This is a genomic window from Streptomyces sp. NPDC030143 (assembly GCF_055573695.1).
This window is the reverse complement of record NZ_JBVIAY010000001.1, coordinates 612,578-629,211: the sequence shown is the minus strand read 5'-3', so window position 1 is coordinate 629,211 and position 16,634 is coordinate 612,578. Positions and strand designations below refer to the sequence as shown.

Here is a 16,634-nt window from a genome sequence, read left to right as displayed (position 1 = left end):
CCCTCATCGTCGGGGGACCGAACCCCCCGTCACTGCCACCTCGAACCACACCACCTTTCCCGTGCTCACCCGGGTCGCTCCCCAGCGGGCCGCCAGTTGGTCCACGAGGAACAGGCCTCGTCCGCCCTCGTCGCTGGTGCGGGCGTGGCGCATGCGGGGGAGTTGGGGGGAGTCGTCGCCGACCTCGCAGCGGAGGACGTCGGTGAGGAGGAGGCGGAGGGTGAGGGGGCGGGTGGCGAAGCGGACGGCGTTGGCGATGATCTCGCCCACCAGGAGTTCGGTCGGTTCGAGGAGGTCGTCCAGGCCCCAGCGGTGCAGGGTGCGGCGGGTCAGGCGGCGGGCGTGCGCGGCGGTGCGGGGGTGGGGGGCCAGGTACCAGTAGGCGACGGTCTCCGGTTGGAGGCCCTCGAAGCGGGCGGCGAGCAGGGCGATGTCGTCGTCCCGGTCGCCGGTGCCGACCTCGGACAGCGCCAGGTCGCACAGGTGCTCGAGCGTGGGGGTGGTGGCCGTCGCGCCGGTGGTGCGCAGGCGGGTCAGGAGGCGTTCCATGCCGGTCATGACGTCCGAGCCGCGGGTCTCGACCAGGCCGTCGGTGAAGAGCAGCAGGGTCGCTCCGGGGGGTGCCTGGGTGTCCACGGACTCGAATCCGTCGGTGCCCACCCCGATCGGTGCTCCCGGCGGCACCCGCAGGATCTCGCCGCGGCCGTCCGGGTGCAGGAGCACCGGGGGAGGGTGGCCGGCGTTGGCGATCAGCAGGCGTTGGGCCAGGGGGTCGTACATCGCGTACAGGCAGGTCGCGATGTGCCCGCTGCCGAGGCGTTCCGCCTGCTCGTCGAGGTGGTGCAGAACCTCGTCCGGGGGCAGGTCGAGGCCGGCCAGCGTCTGCACGATGGTGCGCAGCTGGCCCATGATCGCCGCCGAGGTCATGGAGTGGCCCATCACGTCGCCGATGATCAGCGCCACCCGGTTGCCGGGCAGCGGGATCGCGTCGTACCAGTCGCCGCCGACCTGTGCGGTCCGGGACGCGGGCAGATAACGGCTGGCCAGCCGCACACCGGCCGGCCGGGGCAGCGACGGCGGGAGCATCGTGCGCTGCAACGCGTCCGCCACGGACGCCTCCCGCCCGTACAGCACCGCCTTGTCGACGCCGAACGCGGTGTGCGTGGCGAGCTGCGAGGCGACCAGCAGGTCGTCCCGGGTGAACGGCGGCCGGTCCGGCCCGCGGGCCAGGACGACGCTGCCCATGAGGTGGCTGCTGCGGCCGTGCAGAGGCGCGACGACGAGACGCAGGCCCGGCGGGACGTCGTCCGCGGCGACTCCCGCCGACAGCAGCAGCTCGGTCAGTGCCGGGACGAGGCCCGGCGCGGTCCCGAAGACCGGCCGGCCGGCCGCCAGGAACGGGGCGAGCCGTGCCGCGACCGCCGGGCGCACCCGCCGTGCGCTCTCCGGCGGGCGCGGGCCGACCGGCCGCCCACCCTCAGCCTCGCGGTACGCGCTGTGCAGCCGCAGGACCCTGCGGGAGGCGGGGAGCTCCTCCCCGACCGGCAGCGGCTCCCACAGATGGACGAGGACCGCATCGGCGAAGAGCGGGACGGCCGCGCGGCACAGCTCGTGCAGCGTCTCGTCGAGGTCCATGCCGCGGGCGATCTGGCGGGTCGCCGCGTCGAGGTAGCGCAGCCGGTCGGTCTGCGTACCCGTGCCCGCGCCGCCCGGGCGCCGGACCCACCGGTACCCGGCGGCGTCCGACGGCTCGGGACGACGTTCAGGGGCTTCGCGGTGGTCCGTCACGCGTCCTGCTTCCCCGGCCCGGGTTCCGGCCGGTCTCAGTCGTTCCTGCGGCAGCACAGGAAGATCTGTTCCTCCGGCTGTACGTCGGCCGTCGCCGGCGCGTACGTGTACGACGACTCCCCGACGATCTGGAAACCCGCCTCCCCCACGACATCCCGCAGGTCGTCCCGCAGATAGCCGGAGACCCGGATGGTCCTGCCGATGAAGGGGATCGAGAAGTCGTCCACGTCGGCCTCCACCATCGACAGGGCGAACGGCCCGCCCGGCGGCAGCAGGTGCCGAACGGTCCGCAGCGCCAGCGGGATCTCCGCGCGCGGGAGCATCAGCAGCGAGAAGAAGGCCGCCACCGCGTCGAAGCGGCCCAGGTCGCAGGGGCCGCCCGGGCGCAGGTCCGCGATGTCGGCCCGGTGGAAACGGGCACCGGGCACCTGCTCGCGCGCCAGCTCCACCATCCCCGCCGACAGGTCCACGCCGACGACGTCCAGTCCCGCCCGCGCGAACTGGAGCGCGGTCGGCACGCCGGTGCCGCACCCCAGGTCCAGGACGCGCGCCCCGGCCGGCAGGCTCGCGACGATCCACTCGGCGGCCGCGACCTGGCCCTCCTTGTGCGGGAACGCCTCGTCGTAGCGGTTGCCGATGGTGTCGAAGGCCTCGGCCTGGCCCGTACGGTCGAGCCGCAGGCTCGTGTAGTCGAGCTTGTCGCCGGGGCTGCTCACGAGACGTCTCCCTCTCGATGCCCCCGGTGCGATTTTTCCACAAATCACGCATTCGGGGCGTTGTCCCTGTCGGGAGGCGGCGTGCGCGTCTGCCCGGCGGTGGCGTGCGTGCCTGCCGGGCGGTGGCGTGCGCGTCTGCCGGGCGGTGGCGTGCGTGCCTGCCGGGCGGTGGCGTGCGTGCCTGCCGGGCGGTGGCGTGCGTGCCTGCCGGGCGGTGGCGTGCGCGTCTGCCGGGCGGTGGCGTGCGCGTCTGCCGGGCGGTGGCGTGCGTGCCTGCCGGGTGGTGGCGCCATCCGCACCGGGCGGTGGCGCCGTTTCGCACCGGGTGGTCGTGGCTCATCGGCCGGTCGCTCGTGCCGCACCGGGCGGTCGTGGCTCATGGGCCGCTCCTGCTCTACCGGCCGGGCGGGCCGACGGTGTCGGCCGGGCCGGGCGCGCCGGTGGGGCTGGTCATACCGGCAGGGCCGTTCGGGCTGGTCGGGCTGCTCGGGCTGGTCGGGCTGCTCGGGTCGTTCGGGCCGGCACCCAGCGAGCGTTTCGCCACGCGGGCCAGGTGTCGGGTGAACACCTCCCGCGCCTCGGGCGTCAGCGTCCGCAGTGCCACCAGTGCCGTGATGACCACGTCGCACAGTTCGGACTCGACGTCCTGCCAGGTGTGGCTGGTGCCCTTGCGCGGGTTCTGGCCGGTCGCGCCGATCACGGCCTGGGCCGCCTCGCCGACCTCCTCCGACAGCTTCAGCATGCGCAGCAGGAGACCCTCACGGCCGCCGATCGGCTGGTCGGCCTCCAGCCACGTCCACAGGGCGTCGATGGTGTCCCAGAGGTCGGCGGGGAGGGGCTGGGCGCGCTGATCGGTCATGGACGCAGCCTGCCACGCCGGTCTCCGCCACCGGGCGGCTGCTCGGACAGCGCGTCCTGTGCACCACCCGCCACCGGCCCCCGCCGGCGGGTGGCTACTCGAACAGGGCCTCCTGTTCGCCTTCCTCCCGGCGCCGCAGTCGCTGGTTGCGCAGGCCCACGATCACCGCGGTGGCCGCCGCCGTCAGACCCAGGGCCGTCGGGACCATCCAGCCCCGGTTGACCGTGTGGCCGAGGGCGTGGTCGAGGGAGAGGCGCCCGGGGCCGGTGACGGCGAGGGCCGCGCCGGTCAGGCCGAGGGAGGCAGCGTGCTCGTAACCGCCGCTCTGTGCGAAGAAGCCGTTGGGGACGTGGACCGCGGACGCGCCCGCCATCGCGCCGGCCGCCGCCGCGCCCGCCGCCGGGGTGGCCAGGCCCAGCGCCAGCAGGGCGCCGCCGCCGGCCTCCGCCAGGCCGGCCGCCGTCGCGCTCGCCTTGCCGGGCTCGTAGCCGATGGACTCCATGAACTGCCCCGTCCCGCGCAGGCCGTGTCCGCCGAACCAGCCGAACAGCTTCTGCGTGCCGTGGGCCACCAGCACACCTCCGGTGCCCAGTCGAAGCAGCAGCAGACCCAGATCACGTCGGTCGTAACACGTCACGGTGAGCTCCAGACGACGGCGATGACCCCCTTCGCGTTTCCACCGTCGCACCCCTCACACCTCCCCGCCCGGCCCCGGCGCCGTTCGGGTGGCGGGGCTCGGGGGCCGGTGTGACGCTGACGCGTATGACGATCCAGACCGGAAAACTCAGCGACCCGGCCGTCCGGGCCTTCGTCTCCGCCGTCAACGCCCACGACCGGGAGGCCTTCCTGAGCCTGCTGACGCCCGACGCGACGATGGCGGACGACGGCTCCGACCGCGACCTCGCCGAGTGGATCGACCGGGAGATCTTCTCCTCCCACGGCCACCTGGAGGTCGATCGGGAGTCGAACGGCGGCCGCGCCCTCCTCGCCCGCTACAGCAACGACGCCTGGGGCGAGATGCGGACCGCCTGGCGTTTCGTCGTCGAGGACGACGGCCGGATCTCCCGCTTCGAGACCGGGCAGGCGTAAGGGGTCCTTGCACTGTGCCCGCCTGGGCGCGCTCGGAAGGTGACAGCGCGTGGCAGAGCGCGTCGGTGTACGGCAGCCCCTCCACGGCCCGGTGCGCACCTCGCCGTCCTGCGCGAGGTCCACCCCCATCCGGTGCCGTGGAGCGGCTGCCGTCCTCCCCCTCGGAGCGGTCTGCGGAAGCTCCGTCCTCCAACTGTGAAGCTCTTGTGGAGGTGGGACGAGCATAGGCGCCCGACCGGCGGTCATGGTGCGGACGGTCACATTCCGCTTGTGTAGGTTGACGGTTCAGCCACGTCCCACGTACGGCATCGTGGTCGCCAGGACCGTCGCGAACTGCACGTTCGCCTCCAGCGGCAGCTCCGCCATGTGCCGCACCGTGCGCGCCACGTCGGCCACGTCCATCACCGGCTCCGGTGCGACCTCGCCGTCGGCCTGCAACGCGCCCGTCTGCATACGGGCCGTCATGTCCGTCGCCGCGTTGCCGATGTCGATCTGCCCGACCGCGATGCGGTACGGTCGCCCGTCCAGCGACAGGGACTTGGTGAGACCGGTGAGGGCGTGCTTGGTCGCGGTGTAGGCGACCGAGTGCGGGCGGGGCGTGTGCGCGGAGATCGAGCCGTTGTTGATGATCCGGCCGCCCTGCGGATCCTGCTCCTTCATCTGCCGGTACGCCGCCTGCGCGCACAGGAACGCCCCGTTGAGGTTGGTGTCCACCACATGCCGCCAGGCGTCGTAGGGCAGGTCCTCGACCGGCACCCCGCCCGGCCCGAACGTGCCGGCGTTGTTGAACAACAGGTCCACCCGCCCGAACCGCTCCCGTGCGGCGGTGAAGAGCCCCGTCACCTCCTCGGGCCGTGAGACGTCCGTCCGGACGGCGAGAGCCGCCGCTCCTCGCACCAGTGCGGCCGTCTCCTCCAGGGTCTCGGCGCGGCGGCCCGCGAGCGCCACCGACCAGCCCGCGCGCAGCAGTTCCACGGCCACCGCGCGGCCGATGCCGGAACCGGCGCCGGTGACCACCGCGATCCTCGACCGTTCGTCGGTACGCATGGCGTTCATGGGTCCGCAGCGTACGGCAGGGCTCTCGGCGCGAACTTGTGCGGGCGCCCGGCACGAGGAACGTTTCCGTCCGCCATCCATGACCGCCATCCATGACCGCCGACCCGCACCTGAGGTTCTGCAACGGGCGGCGCGGGTACGTCACCGGCGCCCTCGGCCGCGACCTCGCCCGCGCCGACCTCAAGACCGTCCCGTACGTCGCCACCGAGGCCGTGCCGATCAGCACGGTGGCGTCCTTCGTGGCGGAGACCGAGCGCCGGGGCTCGAGCCGGTCCGATCAGTCCTGGGGCGGCCAGGCGTCGCCCCAGTCGGCGTCCCGCGCCGCCTTGTACAGGTCGCCGAGGCGCTTGGTCACCGTCGTCCGCGTCAGCCGCTCCTCGGTCTCGCACAGGTCGAGGAGCACCTGGCCCTTGCGGATCTGCGGCCGTCGGACCACCCGGGCGGGGGCGGGCGTCACGGGGAGGCGGGTGGCCGCGACATAGCTGAACTTCTCGTCCTCGTAGGGCAGGGAGCCGCCCTTGACCTGGCGGTGCAGGGACGAACGGCTGACCCGCGCCGAGAAGTGGCACCAGTCCTCGCCGGGGACGATCGGGCAGGCCGCGCTGTGCGGGCAGGGGGCGGCGACGCGGAATCCGGCCGCGATCAGCCGGTCGCGGGCCTCGATGACCCTCGCGTAGCCGTCCGGGGTGCCCGGCTCCACGATCACCACGGACCGCGCGGCGGACGCGGCGGCGTCGGTCAGGGCGGCGCGGTCCGGGGCGGGCAGCTCGTTGAGGACGTACGAGACGGTCACGAGGTCCGTCTCCGGCAGGGAGAGCTGTGCCCCGATGCGGGCGCGCTGCCACCGTGCGTCCTGCAGCGGGGGGTGCGCGGCGGCGATCTCCCGGCCGAGGGCGAGGGCGGGCTCCGCCCAGTCGAGCACCGTCACCGGACGCTCGCCCTCCCATACGGCGCTCACCGCCCAGGTCGCCGCGCCCGTGCCGCCGCCGACGTCGACGTGCCCGGCGGGCGCCCAGCCCGGTACGGCCACCTTGAACGCCTCCAGCGCCGAACGCACCGCCTCGAAGGTGGCCGGCATCCGGTACGCCGCGTACGCGACGACGTCCGCTCGGTCGCGCAGGATGGGGGCGTCGGTGGGGGTGGCGCCACGGTAACTGGCGATCAGCCGGTCCACGGCCGCGGAGGCCTGCCGGGGCGGGAGTCCGGCCAGCAACGCGGCGAGGCTGCCGCGGAGGACTTCCGCGGGGGGTACGGGGTGGTTCACCCGGCGATTCTACGAGCGCCGGGGTGACGGCCGCCCCGGCCCTTCGCGCGATGCGCAATCCCGGCCGCGAGCACTTCGACGTCCCACCGCCCGAGCCACCCGCGACCGCCGCGACGGCCGGCCCTTGAACCGCCCGGGCGCGCCCCCGTCGCCCCGCCGCCCGTCGTCCCACCCCTCACGCCACCCGCGCCCCGGGCGGCGCGCAGCCCCGCCGACTCGGCGCACCACCCGTGACGCGACCACCGCCGGTTTGCGCCCGCTCACCGCACCGCCCGCGCCAGCCGTGACCCCGCCGCCGCTCGTGGTCTGCTGTCCGGTTCCCGGCGTCTCGGGTGGACCGTGTTCGCGAGGAGGACCAGGAACGTGTCCGTCGCCGGGTCCAGGACCAGGGACGTCCCGGTGAAGCCCGTGTGGCCCGCCGCCCCCCGCCCCGCGAGCCCGCCCATGAAGCGCGGCTGGTCGACGGCGAAGCCGAGGCCGGGCGGGGTCAGCAGGAGCTCCACGAAGTCGGGTCCCAGGATGCGGGCCGGGCCGTAGGAGCCGCCCGCCAGCAGCGTGCGGCAGAAGACCGCCAGGTCGCGGGCCGTGGAGAAGAGGCCCGCGTGCCCGGCGACGCCGCCCAGGGCCCAGGCGTTCTCGTCGTGGACGACGCCGCGCAGCATGCCCCGGTCCACCTTGGCCCACGGCCGGCGCTGGTCCTCGGTGGCCGCCGCGCCGGGACAGGGACCGAACGCGGTCGACGTCATGCCGAGCGGGCGGGTGATCCCGTCGTGGACGAGGACGTCGAGGGGGCGGCCGGTCAGCCGTTCCAGGAGCTGCTGGAGCAGCAGCATGTTCAGGTCGGAGTAGCGGTACACGCCCGGCTCGCCGACCGGCGCCTCGGCGCGCAGCAGCTCCAGGCGGGCCTCGTCGTCGGCGCAGTCGTACAGCGGCAGCTCGGGGCGCAGCCCGGAGGTGTGCGTGAGGAGCCGGCGCACGGTGATGTCGTGGGCGGCCGCCGCGCGGAAGTCGGGCAGGTAGGCGCCCACGCGGGCGTCGATGCCGAGCGTGCCGCGCTCGATCTGCTGCACCGCCGCGACCGACGTGAACAGCTTGGTGAGGGAGGCCAGGTCGAAGGGCGTGTCGACGGTGGCCGGCACCCGGGCCGCGGGCGGCAGTTCCACGCCCGTGCCGGTCTCGGGGTCGTGGCGCGCGTAGCGCACCGCCCAGCCCGCGGCCTCCTGCACGGCGATCACGGGACCGCGTCCGGCGACCACGACGGCGCCCGCGGCCCAGGGGCGGTCTCCGGTGGTGAGGTCGTGGACCTCGCGGACGAGGTGACGCATCTCCTCGGGGTCGAGCCCGGCACGCTCCGGGCTGTCGACGCGCAGTCTCGGTGCGCTCAGCTCGCTGCTCCCTCCGCCCCCACGTTCTTCCCGGGACGGCACATTCCCACGAAGCAGGCCGCCGCCACCAGTGCCGCCACCAGTTGGACGACCGCCATGGGGACGGCGGTCTCCTCGCCGGCGATCCCCACGAGCGGCGAGGCGACCGCGCCGATCAGGAAGGAGGACGTCCCCAGCAGTGCGGAGGCGGAGCCGGCGGAGTGGCGCACCCGCAGCAGCGCCAGCGTCTGGGCGTTGGGCAGGACGACGCCCATCGCGGACATCAGCACGAAGAGGGCCGCCGCGACCGGAGCGAGCCCCACCGAGCCGAAAACGCCGGCCGACATCAGCAGCAGCGCCGTCGCCGCCGCGACGACCGTCGCCAGGCCCACCGCCAGCACCCGGTCCAGCCGGACCCGGCCCACCAGCACCTTGCCGTTGACCTGGCCGACGACCACCAGACCGACGGAGTTCAGGCCGAACAGCAGGCTGAACATCTGCGGGGAGGCGCCGTGGATCTCCTGGATCACGAACGGCGAGGCCGCGATGTACGCGAACAGCGCGGCGAAGGCGAAGCCGCCGGTGAGCAGGTATCCGGCGAAGGAGGCGTCGGCCAGCAGACGGCGCATCGCGTGCAGCGCCTCGCGCACACCGCCCGCGTGCCGGTCGGCGGCGGGCAGCGTCTCCGGGAGCCGCACCGCCACCAGCGTCGCCAGCAGCACGCCCACCACCGTCAGGACGACGAACACGCCCCGCCAGTCCGTGACCCGCAGGATCTGCCCGCCGATCAGCGGCGCGACCACCGGGGCCACCCCGGAGACCAGCATCAGGGTGGAGAAGAAGCGGGCCATCGCCACGCCGTCGTACAGGTCGCGGACGACGGCCCGCGCGATCACGATGCCGGCCGCGCCCGCCAGCCCCTGGACCAGGCGGAAGGCGATCAGCAGTTCCACGGTCGGGGCCAGCGCGCACAGGGCGGTCGCCACGACGTACACGGCGAGACCGGCCAGCAGCGGGCGGCGGCGGCCCCAGCGGTCGCTCATCGGGCCCACCACCAGTTGCCCGAACGCCATGCCGGCCAGGCACGCGGTCAGCGTGAGCTGGACCGTCGCGGCGGGTGCGCGCAGGACACGGGTGACCTCCGGCAGCGCCGGGAGGTACATGTCCATCGCCAGCGGGGGAGTGGCGGTCAGACCGCCCAGCACCAGGACGACCAGCAGACCCGTACGGCGCCGTGCACCCGGTGTCCGGTCCGTCCCGGGCGGTGCCGCCGCCCGTGACACGTCCGGTGTCGACGCCCCAGCCCCGCCCTCGGCCATGTGCCCTCCCTCTCCGACCTGCGCGCCACCTATGCTCTCAGCTCGAACACCATGACGGGACGGCACGGGAGCGGGGCGGGATGACGACGGACAGCGTGCGGTGGGGGATTCTGGCGACCGGCGGGATCGCCGCCGCGTTCACGGCGGACCTGATCGACCTTCCCGACGCGGAGGTCGTGGCGGTCGCCTCGCGCAGCGAGACCTCCGCGAGGGCGTTCGCCGAACGCTTCGGGATACCCCGCGCCCACGGCGACTGGGCGGAGTTGGCCAAGGACGGGGACATCGATGTCGTCTACGTCGCCACCCCGCACTCCGCGCACCGGGCCGCCGCCGGGCTGTGCCTGGAGGCCGGGCGCGGTGTGCTGTGCGAGAAGCCGTTCACGCTGAACGTGCGCGAGGCCGAGGAACTCGTGGCGCTGGCGCGGGACAACGGGCGCTTCCTCATGGAGGCGATGTGGATGTACTGCAACCCGCTGATCCGCCGCCTGAAGACGCTCGTCGACGACGGCGCGATCGGCGAGGTGCGGACCGTGCAGGCCGACTTCGGGCTCGAGGGCCCCTTCCCGCCCTCGCACCGGCTGCGTGATCCCGCGCAGGGCGGCGGCGCCCTCCTCGACCTCGGTGTCTACCCCGTCTCCTTCGCCCACCTCCTGCTCGGCGAGCCCTCGGGTGTCTCCGCGCAGGCCGTCCTGTCCGCCGAGGGCGTCGACCTCCAGACGGCGCTCGCGCTGTCCTGGGACTCCGGCGCGCTCGCCGCCCTGCACTGCTCCGTCGTCGGCGGCACCGGCACCGCCGCCTCCGTCACCGGCTCGCGCGGCCGCATCGACATCCCGTCGGGCTTCTTCCACCCCGACCGTCTCGTCCTGCACCGCGCCGGCCGCGACCCGCAGGAGTTCACCGCCGACCCGGCCGACGGCCCCCGCACCACCTTCCGCCACGAGGCCCGGGAGGTCATGCGCGCGCTGCGGGCCGGCGAGACCGAGTCCCCGCTCGTCCCGCTCGACGGCAGCCTCGCCGTCATGCGGACCCTGGACGCCGTCCGGGAGCGGATCGGGGTGCGCTACCCCGGAGAGCACGTGTGACAGCTCCCGCTCCCGAGACGTACCGTCTCACCCCCTTGGTACCGTCGATCCATGGTCACCCAGCCCGGAAAGCCGGCCGCCGCCACCGCCCGCCGCAGCGAGCGGTCCCGGCGCGCCATCTATGACGCCGCCATCGCCCTCGTCGTGGAGGTCGGATACCCGAAGACCACGATCGAGGGCATCGCCGCCCGGGCCGGCGTCGGCAAGCAGACCATCTACCGCTGGTGGGGTTCGAAGGCCGACGTCCTGCTGGAGGCGTTCCTCGACCTCAGCGAACAGGCGGCGGCGGACGCGGGCGGGGGGCGGCACGAGCCGTACGCGATCCCCGACACCGGCGACGTCGCCGCCGACATCAAGGCCGTGCTGCGGGCCACCGTCGACCAGCTCACCGATCCCCGGTTCGAGGCGCCCTCCCGGGCCCTGGCCGCCGAGGGCGTGGTCAACGAGCAGGTCGGCCGGGAGTTCGTGGCCAAGCTCATGGAGCCGTCCATCGGGCTGTACGTCGACCGGCTGCGCGCCGCCCAGGAGGCCGGCCAGGTCCGCGCCGACCTCGACCTGCGCATCGCCCTCGAGTTCTTCATCTCCCCGCTCGCCCAGCGCTGGCTCCAGCACACCGGGCCCATCTCCCACGCCTACACCGACACCCTCGTCGACTACGCGCTGCACGGCCTGGCGCCCCGCTGAGCGCAGCGCGCAGCCGTCGCCGCCCTCCTGGCCACGGCCGCCGGCCGACCACGCGCTCCGCGGCGCGGCACCGCTGGGCCGACTGCCGCAATCACCCCTCACGGCCCATCCGTACCCCTCGTCCCACCTGCCCCTATTGCGGGCTCCGGCCCCCCGATGCGCAGGATGGTGGGACCATGAGGCATGCTGTCGGCACACGGCGAGGCGAGGGGATAGATGAGCGCGGAGAACGGCGGCCACACCGGCCGGCAGGGCAAAATCTCCCAGTGGCTGCGCGGACGCCGCCCGAAGGAGGCCGCCGACGAGGGCGGCCGTGAGGCCCTGCTGCTCGCCGCCGCCGGGGCGGGACTGCCCCTCGCGCCCGCCGCCCACCCGGTCTCCGGCTACCGCTGTTCCTGCGACCGGGTCGGCTGTCCGACCCCCGGCCGGCACCCCCTGTCCTTCGCCTGGCAGACGCAGTCCACCACCGACCGAGCCCAGGTCGAGCGCTGGGCCCGCCACCAGCCGCAGGCCAACTTCATCACCGCCACCGGCATGACCCACGACGTCCTCGACGTGCCTCTGGAGGCCGGGCGCGAGGCCCTGGACCGGCTGCTCGGTTCCGGCATCGACGTCGGGCCGGTCGCCGAGTGCGACGACGGCCGCATGCTGTTCTTCACCCTCACCCGCGGCACCCCCGAGGACGAGGACGAGTGGTGGCCCTGTGAGCTGGACTGCCACCCCGAGACCATGGACGAACATCCCGGCCTGCGCTGGCACTGCCGCGGCTCCTACGTCCTGGTGCCCCCCGCCCGCCTCCCCGGCGACGACGGCCAGGCCGTCCACTGGTTCCGCGGCCCCGAGCACCCGCTGCCCGACCCGTTGACCCTGCTCGAAGCCCTGACCGACGCCTGCGCCCGGCACGTGGGCCAGACCCCCGCCCCCTGGCCCCTGCGGCACTGACCCCCGCCCCGGCTCCGAGGGGGCGTCACTCGCCCTTCGCGGCCGTCAGTCCTTCCAGCCGGCTCACCAACGACACCTTCTGGTCCGCGGCCCCCTTCGCCGGGTCGACGGCCACCCCGTTGCCCACGAACTCCATGGTCAGCGACTGCTTGACCTCGCCGGTGGTCAGCGCCAGCACGTTCGCGTTCGGCGTCGGCACCGTCGCTCCGGCCGCGGCGGTCTGCTTGACGTAGTGGTGCGAGGAGAAGAAGACGACCGCCCCGCCGTCCACCGTGCGCAGTGCCAGCGGCGCGTAGTCGTGGTCGGTCAGCGGCTCGTCGATGTACTGCGTGACCAGGCCGGGCTTGATGGAGTTCTTCGCGCGGGCGGCCCGCAGGTCGCTGGTGTACACACCGTCGGCGAAGGTGTCGCCGCCGTTCTTCAGGTACGACGTGTAGTCCTTGCTCAACTCTGCGGGCGGCCGGGCCAGTTCGGCGGAGTCGGCCGGCACGGCCTCGGCCCAGCCGTCCTTGTCCTTGGTGAACTCCGGCAGCGCGCCCGGCGCGACCAGCGTCAGGTACGCCACCTGCCAGGTCTCCGACAGACCGTGCCGGGTGAACACCAGCACCCAGCGCGAGTCGCCGGCCTTGTTGGCGTCCGCGTCGGCGACGAACCAGCGCGGCCAGCCCGCCTTCTTGGGGATCGTGTACCGCACGTCCGTCAGCACCAGCGGGGTGTGCCGCGGATTGCCGTCCGGGTTGTTGACCCGTCCGGCCTTCAGACGCGCCGCGTCGATGACGGCGAGCGCGCCGGTCGTGTACCGGGCGTCCAGGGAACTGTCGTACGCCGCGTCGGCCTTGTTGTACGCGGTCGTGAACTCCTCGAGTGCCTCGGCCGCTTCCGCCCGGGTGGTCGCGGGGAGCACCTCGCGCTCCCCGTGGACCACCACGCATCCGCTCGCCGTCAGCGAGACGACGGTGAGCGAGACCGCTACGAGTGCGTTGCTCTCACGCCTGCGGGGCCGTGGACGGCCGGTCCTCAGGCTGCGTTCCCTGGTCATCAGGTGACTTCACCTTCCCCTTCCCGGAGGCGAACCCTACCGGGGCGAGGAACAGCGCGAGCGTCGGGACCAGGTACAGCAGCCACACCGTGACCTGGAGGACCGTCGGATCCGGCTGGAAGTTGAAGACGCCCTTCAGCAGGGTGCCGTACCAGCTGTCCGGCGGGACGGTGTCGCTGATGTCGAACGCCCGGTCGGTCAGGCCCGGCAGCCAGTCGGCCTCCTGGAGGTCGTGGAAGCCGTACGCCAGCACACCCGCGGCGACGACGACCAGCATGCCGCCGGTCCAGGTGAAGAACCGGGAGAGGTTGATGCGCAGGGCGCCCCGGTAGAAAAGCCAGCTCAGCAGGACAGCGGTGGCCAGGCCCAGCGCCACGCCGATCAGCGGGCGCGGGGTGCCGTCACCGGCCGCGTGCACCGACGCCCACACGAACAGCGCGGTCTCCAGGCCCTCCCGGCCGACGGCGAGGAACGCGGTGGCGACCAGCGCGCCCGTGCCCATCGCGAGCGCCGCGTCGAGCCTGCCGTGCAGCTCGGTCCTCAGGTGCCGGGCGGTGCGCCGCATCCAGAACACCATCCACGTCACCAACACCACCGCGAGGATCGACAGGGAGCCGCCGAGTGCCTCCTGCGCCTCGAACGTCAGCTCCTGCGAGCCGAACTCCAGGGCCGACCCGAACCCCAGCGCGAGGAGGATCGCGACGGCGATGCCCGCCCAGACCGGCTTGAGGGCGTCGCGGCGTTCGGTCTTGACCAGGTAGGCGATGAGGATGCAGACGACGAGTCCGGCCTCCAGGCCCTCGCGCAGTCCGATCAGGTAGTTGGAGAACACGGGCTACGCCTCCTTGGAGAACAGCGTCCGGCCCCACCAGTCGTCCGCGTCCCGGACGCCCGGCGGGACGGCGAAGACCGCCGAACCCACGTGCTGGATGTACTCGTTGAGCGCGTCGCTCGCGAGGTTGCGCTGGATCCGCACGAAACCCTCGCGCACGTCCCGCTGGTAGGCCAGGAAGAACAGGCCCGCGTCCAGACGGCCCAGGCCGTCGGTACCGTCGGTGAAGGAGTAGCCGCGGCGCAGGATCGTCGCCCCGTGGTTGGAGTCGGGGTGGGCGAGCCGGACGTGCGCGTCGGGCTTCATCGCCTTCAGGAACGGCTCGTCGCGCTCCTTGGCCTTGCCGACCGGCGCGCCCTCGCCCTTGTCGCGGCCGAAGATGTCCTCCTGCTCCTGGAGCGAGGTGCGGTCCCAGGTCTCGATGTGCATGCGGATGCGGCGGGCGACGAGGTAGGAGCCGCCCACCATCCACGCGGGGCCGTCCTTCTCGCCGACCCAGACGAACTTCTCCAGCCGGTCCGTCTCCGTGCCGGCGATGTTGCGGGTGCCGTCCTTGAAGCCCATCAGGTTGCGCGGCGTCTGCGCCTCGGGCGTCGTCGACGACGTCTTGCCGAAGCCGAGCTGCGACCAGCGGATGACGACCTTGCCCATGCCGATCCGGGCCAGGTTGCGGATGGCGTGCACGGCGACCTGCGGGTCGTCCGCGCACGCCTGCACGCACAGGTCGCCGCCGCTGCGGGCCGCGTCGAGGTTGTCCCCGGCGAACTTCGGCAGGTCGACGAGCGCCTCGGGCCGCCGCCCGGCGAGCTGGAACCTCGTGAACAGCGACGGGCCGAAGCCGACGGTGAGGGTCAGCCGGGACGGTTTGAGGCCGAGGGCCTCGCCGGTGTCGTCGGGCGGCGCCTCTGGCAGCCCGCCGTACGCGCCCTCGCCGACGGCCCGGCCGGCCGTCATCCGGCGGGCGGCCCCGGTCCAGTCCTTCAGCAGCTGTACGAGCGCGGCGCGGTCGGTCGTGGTCACGTCGAACGCGGCGAAGTGCAGCCGGTCCTGGACGGGTGTGGCGATGCCCGCCTGGTGGGTGCCGTGGAAGGCGATCGCGGCGCCCGCCGCGGCGCCGGCCGGCTCGGCGTCCTGGCCGGTGCGGGCCATGGCGACCGCGCCGCCGGCCGCGGCGGCCCCGAGCGCCAGCCCGGCGCCGCCCCAGCCGATCAGCGCCCGCCGGGTGGGGGCGGGGGAGGTGCTGTCCGGGTCCGTGAGCTCCGACATGTCAGTGGCCTCCGGTTACTTCGCGACGGCGGCGGCGAGCTTCGACAGCGGTTCGGCGAGCGCGTTCACCGCGTCCGACAGCTCCTTCTGCTGGGCCTCGGTGACCTTGTCGTACGAGACGAAGTCGTAGGAGGCCTTGTCCGCGCGGTACTTGTCCAGCAGCGTGTTCAGCGCGGTGAACTGCCGGTCGAGTTCGCCGGTCAGCGCCGCGTCGTTCTCCTGCGCGACCGGCTTGAGCAGCTCGTAGGCCTTCTGGGCGCCCTCGACGTTGGCCTTGAAGTCGACGAGGTCGGTGTGCGAGTAGCGCTCCTCCTCGCCGGTGACCTTGCCGGTGGCGACCTCGTCGAGCAGTTCCTTGGCGCCGTTGGCCATGGAGGTCGGGCTGATCTCGGCGGTGCCGACCCGCTTCTGCCAGTCCGTCAGGTCGGTGACGAGCCGGTCGGCGAGGGTCTTCTCCTCGGCGCCGATCTTCTTGTCCTGCCAGAGGGCCTTCTCCAGCCGGTGCCAGCCGGTGAACTCCTGACCGGCCTCCAGGCCGTCCTCGCGCACGTCGACCTTCGGGTCGATGTCGCCGAAGGACTCGGCGACCGGCTCGGTGCGCTCCCAGCCGATGCGGGAGGGCGCGTAGGCCTTCTTCGCGGCCTCCAGGTCACCGGCCTTGACCGCCGCCACGAACGTCGCGACCTTGGGCAGCGTCTCGTCGGCCTGCGCCTGCGCGTACGCGCGGTAGGCGGCGACGGCCTTGTCCAGGCGGGGATCGCGCGCGGCGGTGGAGCCGGTGCCGGTGACCTTGAGGGTCTGGCGGATGCCGTCGCCCTTCATGCCCGGCTTGCAGGCGATCTGGTACTCGCCGGCCTTCACCTCGGCGGTGACCCGCTGCTTGGTGCCGGGGCCGATGTTCTCCCGTTCGGTGACCACGCGGTCGTCGGGGAAGAGGACGTAGACCTCGGTGACCTTGGATCCCTTGTTCTCGATGGCCAGTTCGACGTGCCCGGCGGGTATCTCCTTCTTGGAGGTCTCGCACTTGTCGTCGGTGGCGGTCACGTCGATGACCCGGTCGCCGCCCTTGGCATCGCTCTTCTCCGTGCAGCCGGTGACGGCGGTCAGGGCGGCCGCGGTGAGGGCGGCGGTGACGACGGAGAGTCTGACGGCTCGCATGCGGGCTCCCGGGGGGTGGCTGAAAAGCGGCGTGACGGTACTCACAGAGATGAGTGAGGCTGCCCTAACTTAACCGAGGCTTACCTCTCCGATACCCGTCCGGGCCGTGATTCAGCTCTCATGGACGCTCCATGAGCACGAGGAGATCACGCGGGGTCAAATCGGGCGCAAAGAAC

At 73.4% G+C, this 16,634-nt stretch carries 16 protein-coding genes; 4 read left to right on the top strand and 12 right to left on the bottom strand.

Going from position 1 to position 16,634, the window contains the following annotated elements; all coding sequences use genetic code 11:
• Positions 1-3: 3 nt before the first annotated feature.
• The 4 genes from ACZ4YY_RS02775 to ACZ4YY_RS02760 form a co-directional block, all read right to left on the bottom strand.
• Positions 4-1,827 (bottom strand): SpoIIE family protein phosphatase, encoded by a 1,824-nt coding sequence (locus tag ACZ4YY_RS02775; RefSeq protein ID WP_468283232.1) that lies wholly within the window; start codon positions 1,825-1,827, stop codon positions 4-6.
• A complete protein-coding gene (locus tag ACZ4YY_RS02770; RefSeq protein ID WP_468282964.1) occupies positions 1,824-2,504 on the bottom strand; it encodes a class I SAM-dependent DNA methyltransferase in 681 nt (226 codons plus the stop codon). Before ACZ4YY_RS02770 ends, ACZ4YY_RS02775 begins: the two co-directional genes overlap by 4 nt.
• A 394-nt stretch (positions 2,505-2,898) precedes the next feature.
• The gene (locus ACZ4YY_RS02765; protein WP_468282961.1) at positions 2,899-3,363 is read right to left on the bottom strand and encodes a MazG-like family protein; all 465 of its coding nucleotides are present in this window, start codon (positions 3,361-3,363) and stop codon (positions 2,899-2,901) included.
• Positions 3,364-3,457: 94 nt separating this feature from the next.
• Entirely contained in the window at positions 3,458-4,000 is a 543-nt protein-coding gene (locus tag ACZ4YY_RS02760) for a DoxX family protein (RefSeq protein ID WP_468282958.1), read from the bottom strand.
• A 125-nt stretch (positions 4,001-4,125) separates the two neighbouring features.
• On the opposite strand from ACZ4YY_RS02760, the gene ACZ4YY_RS02755 reads away from it, so the two are divergent.
• Positions 4,126-4,452, top strand: coding sequence for a nuclear transport factor 2-like protein (locus ACZ4YY_RS02755; RefSeq protein ID WP_468282955.1), 327 nt, complete (start codon positions 4,126-4,128; stop codon positions 4,450-4,452).
• Between the two features lie 285 nt (positions 4,453-4,737).
• On the opposite strand, the gene ACZ4YY_RS02750 is transcribed toward ACZ4YY_RS02755, so the two are convergent.
• The 4 genes from ACZ4YY_RS02750 to ACZ4YY_RS02735 form a co-directional block, all read right to left on the bottom strand.
• The gene (locus ACZ4YY_RS02750; protein ID WP_468283229.1) at positions 4,738-5,499 is read right to left on the bottom strand and encodes an SDR family oxidoreductase; all 762 of its coding nucleotides are present in this window, start codon (positions 5,497-5,499) and stop codon (positions 4,738-4,740) included.
• Between the two features lie 286 nt (positions 5,500-5,785).
• Positions 5,786-6,772 (bottom strand): small ribosomal subunit Rsm22 family protein, encoded by a 987-nt coding sequence (locus ACZ4YY_RS02745; protein ID WP_468282952.1) that lies wholly within the window; start codon positions 6,770-6,772, stop codon positions 5,786-5,788.
• 260 nt (positions 6,773-7,032) lie between these two features.
• Positions 7,033-8,097: a serine hydrolase domain-containing protein gene (locus ACZ4YY_RS02740; protein WP_468282949.1), complete on the bottom strand. Its 1,065-nt coding sequence runs from the start codon at positions 8,095-8,097 to the stop codon at positions 7,033-7,035.
• Positions 8,098-8,153: 56 nt separating this feature from the next.
• On the bottom strand, positions 8,154-9,455 hold the full coding sequence (locus ACZ4YY_RS02735) for a multidrug effflux MFS transporter (RefSeq protein WP_468282946.1): 1,302 nt from the start codon (positions 9,453-9,455) through the stop codon (positions 8,154-8,156).
• An 80-nt stretch (positions 9,456-9,535) separates the two neighbouring features.
• Here ACZ4YY_RS02735 and ACZ4YY_RS02730 point away from each other — a divergent pair, with 80 nt between their 5' ends.
• From ACZ4YY_RS02730 to ACZ4YY_RS02720, 3 genes are all read left to right on the top strand, one after another.
• On the top strand, positions 9,536-10,537 hold the full coding sequence (locus ACZ4YY_RS02730) for a Gfo/Idh/MocA family protein (protein ID WP_468282943.1): 1,002 nt from the start codon (positions 9,536-9,538) through the stop codon (positions 10,535-10,537).
• A 51-nt stretch (positions 10,538-10,588) separates the two neighbouring features.
• Positions 10,589-11,221, top strand: a complete 633-nt coding sequence (locus ACZ4YY_RS02725) for a TetR/AcrR family transcriptional regulator (RefSeq protein WP_468282940.1) — start codon at positions 10,589-10,591, stop codon at positions 11,219-11,221.
• 216 nt (positions 11,222-11,437) lie between these two features.
• Positions 11,438-12,163 carry a bifunctional DNA primase/polymerase gene (locus tag ACZ4YY_RS02720; RefSeq protein ID WP_468282937.1) on the top strand — a complete coding sequence of 242 codons (726 nt, stop codon included), beginning with the start codon at positions 11,438-11,440 and terminating at the stop codon, positions 12,161-12,163.
• A 25-nt stretch (positions 12,164-12,188) separates the two neighbouring features.
• Here the strand turns inward: ACZ4YY_RS02720 and ACZ4YY_RS02715 are convergent, their stop codons facing one another.
• From ACZ4YY_RS02715 to efeO, 4 genes are read right to left on the bottom strand one after another with little or no spacing between them, the layout of a single operon-like run.
• Positions 12,189-13,202 carry an SCO2278 family lipoprotein gene (locus ACZ4YY_RS02715; protein ID WP_468282934.1) on the bottom strand — a complete coding sequence of 338 codons (1,014 nt, stop codon included), beginning with the start codon at positions 13,200-13,202 and terminating at the stop codon, positions 12,189-12,191.
• Complete coding sequence (gene efeU, locus ACZ4YY_RS02710; protein WP_468282931.1) at positions 13,150-14,034, bottom strand: iron uptake transporter permease EfeU; 885 nt, start codon at positions 14,032-14,034, stop codon at positions 13,150-13,152. The genes ACZ4YY_RS02715 and efeU overlap by 53 nt, the downstream gene beginning before the upstream one ends.
• A gap of 3 nt (positions 14,035-14,037) precedes the next feature.
• Positions 14,038-15,300, bottom strand: a complete 1,263-nt coding sequence (efeB, locus tag ACZ4YY_RS02705) for an iron uptake transporter deferrochelatase/peroxidase subunit (RefSeq protein ID WP_468282928.1) — start codon at positions 15,298-15,300, stop codon at positions 14,038-14,040.
• 15 nt (positions 15,301-15,315) lie between these two features.
• Positions 15,316-16,458, bottom strand: a complete 1,143-nt coding sequence (efeO, locus tag ACZ4YY_RS02700) for an iron uptake system protein EfeO (protein WP_468282925.1) — start codon at positions 16,456-16,458, stop codon at positions 15,316-15,318.
• Positions 16,459-16,634: the final 176 nt, after the last annotated feature.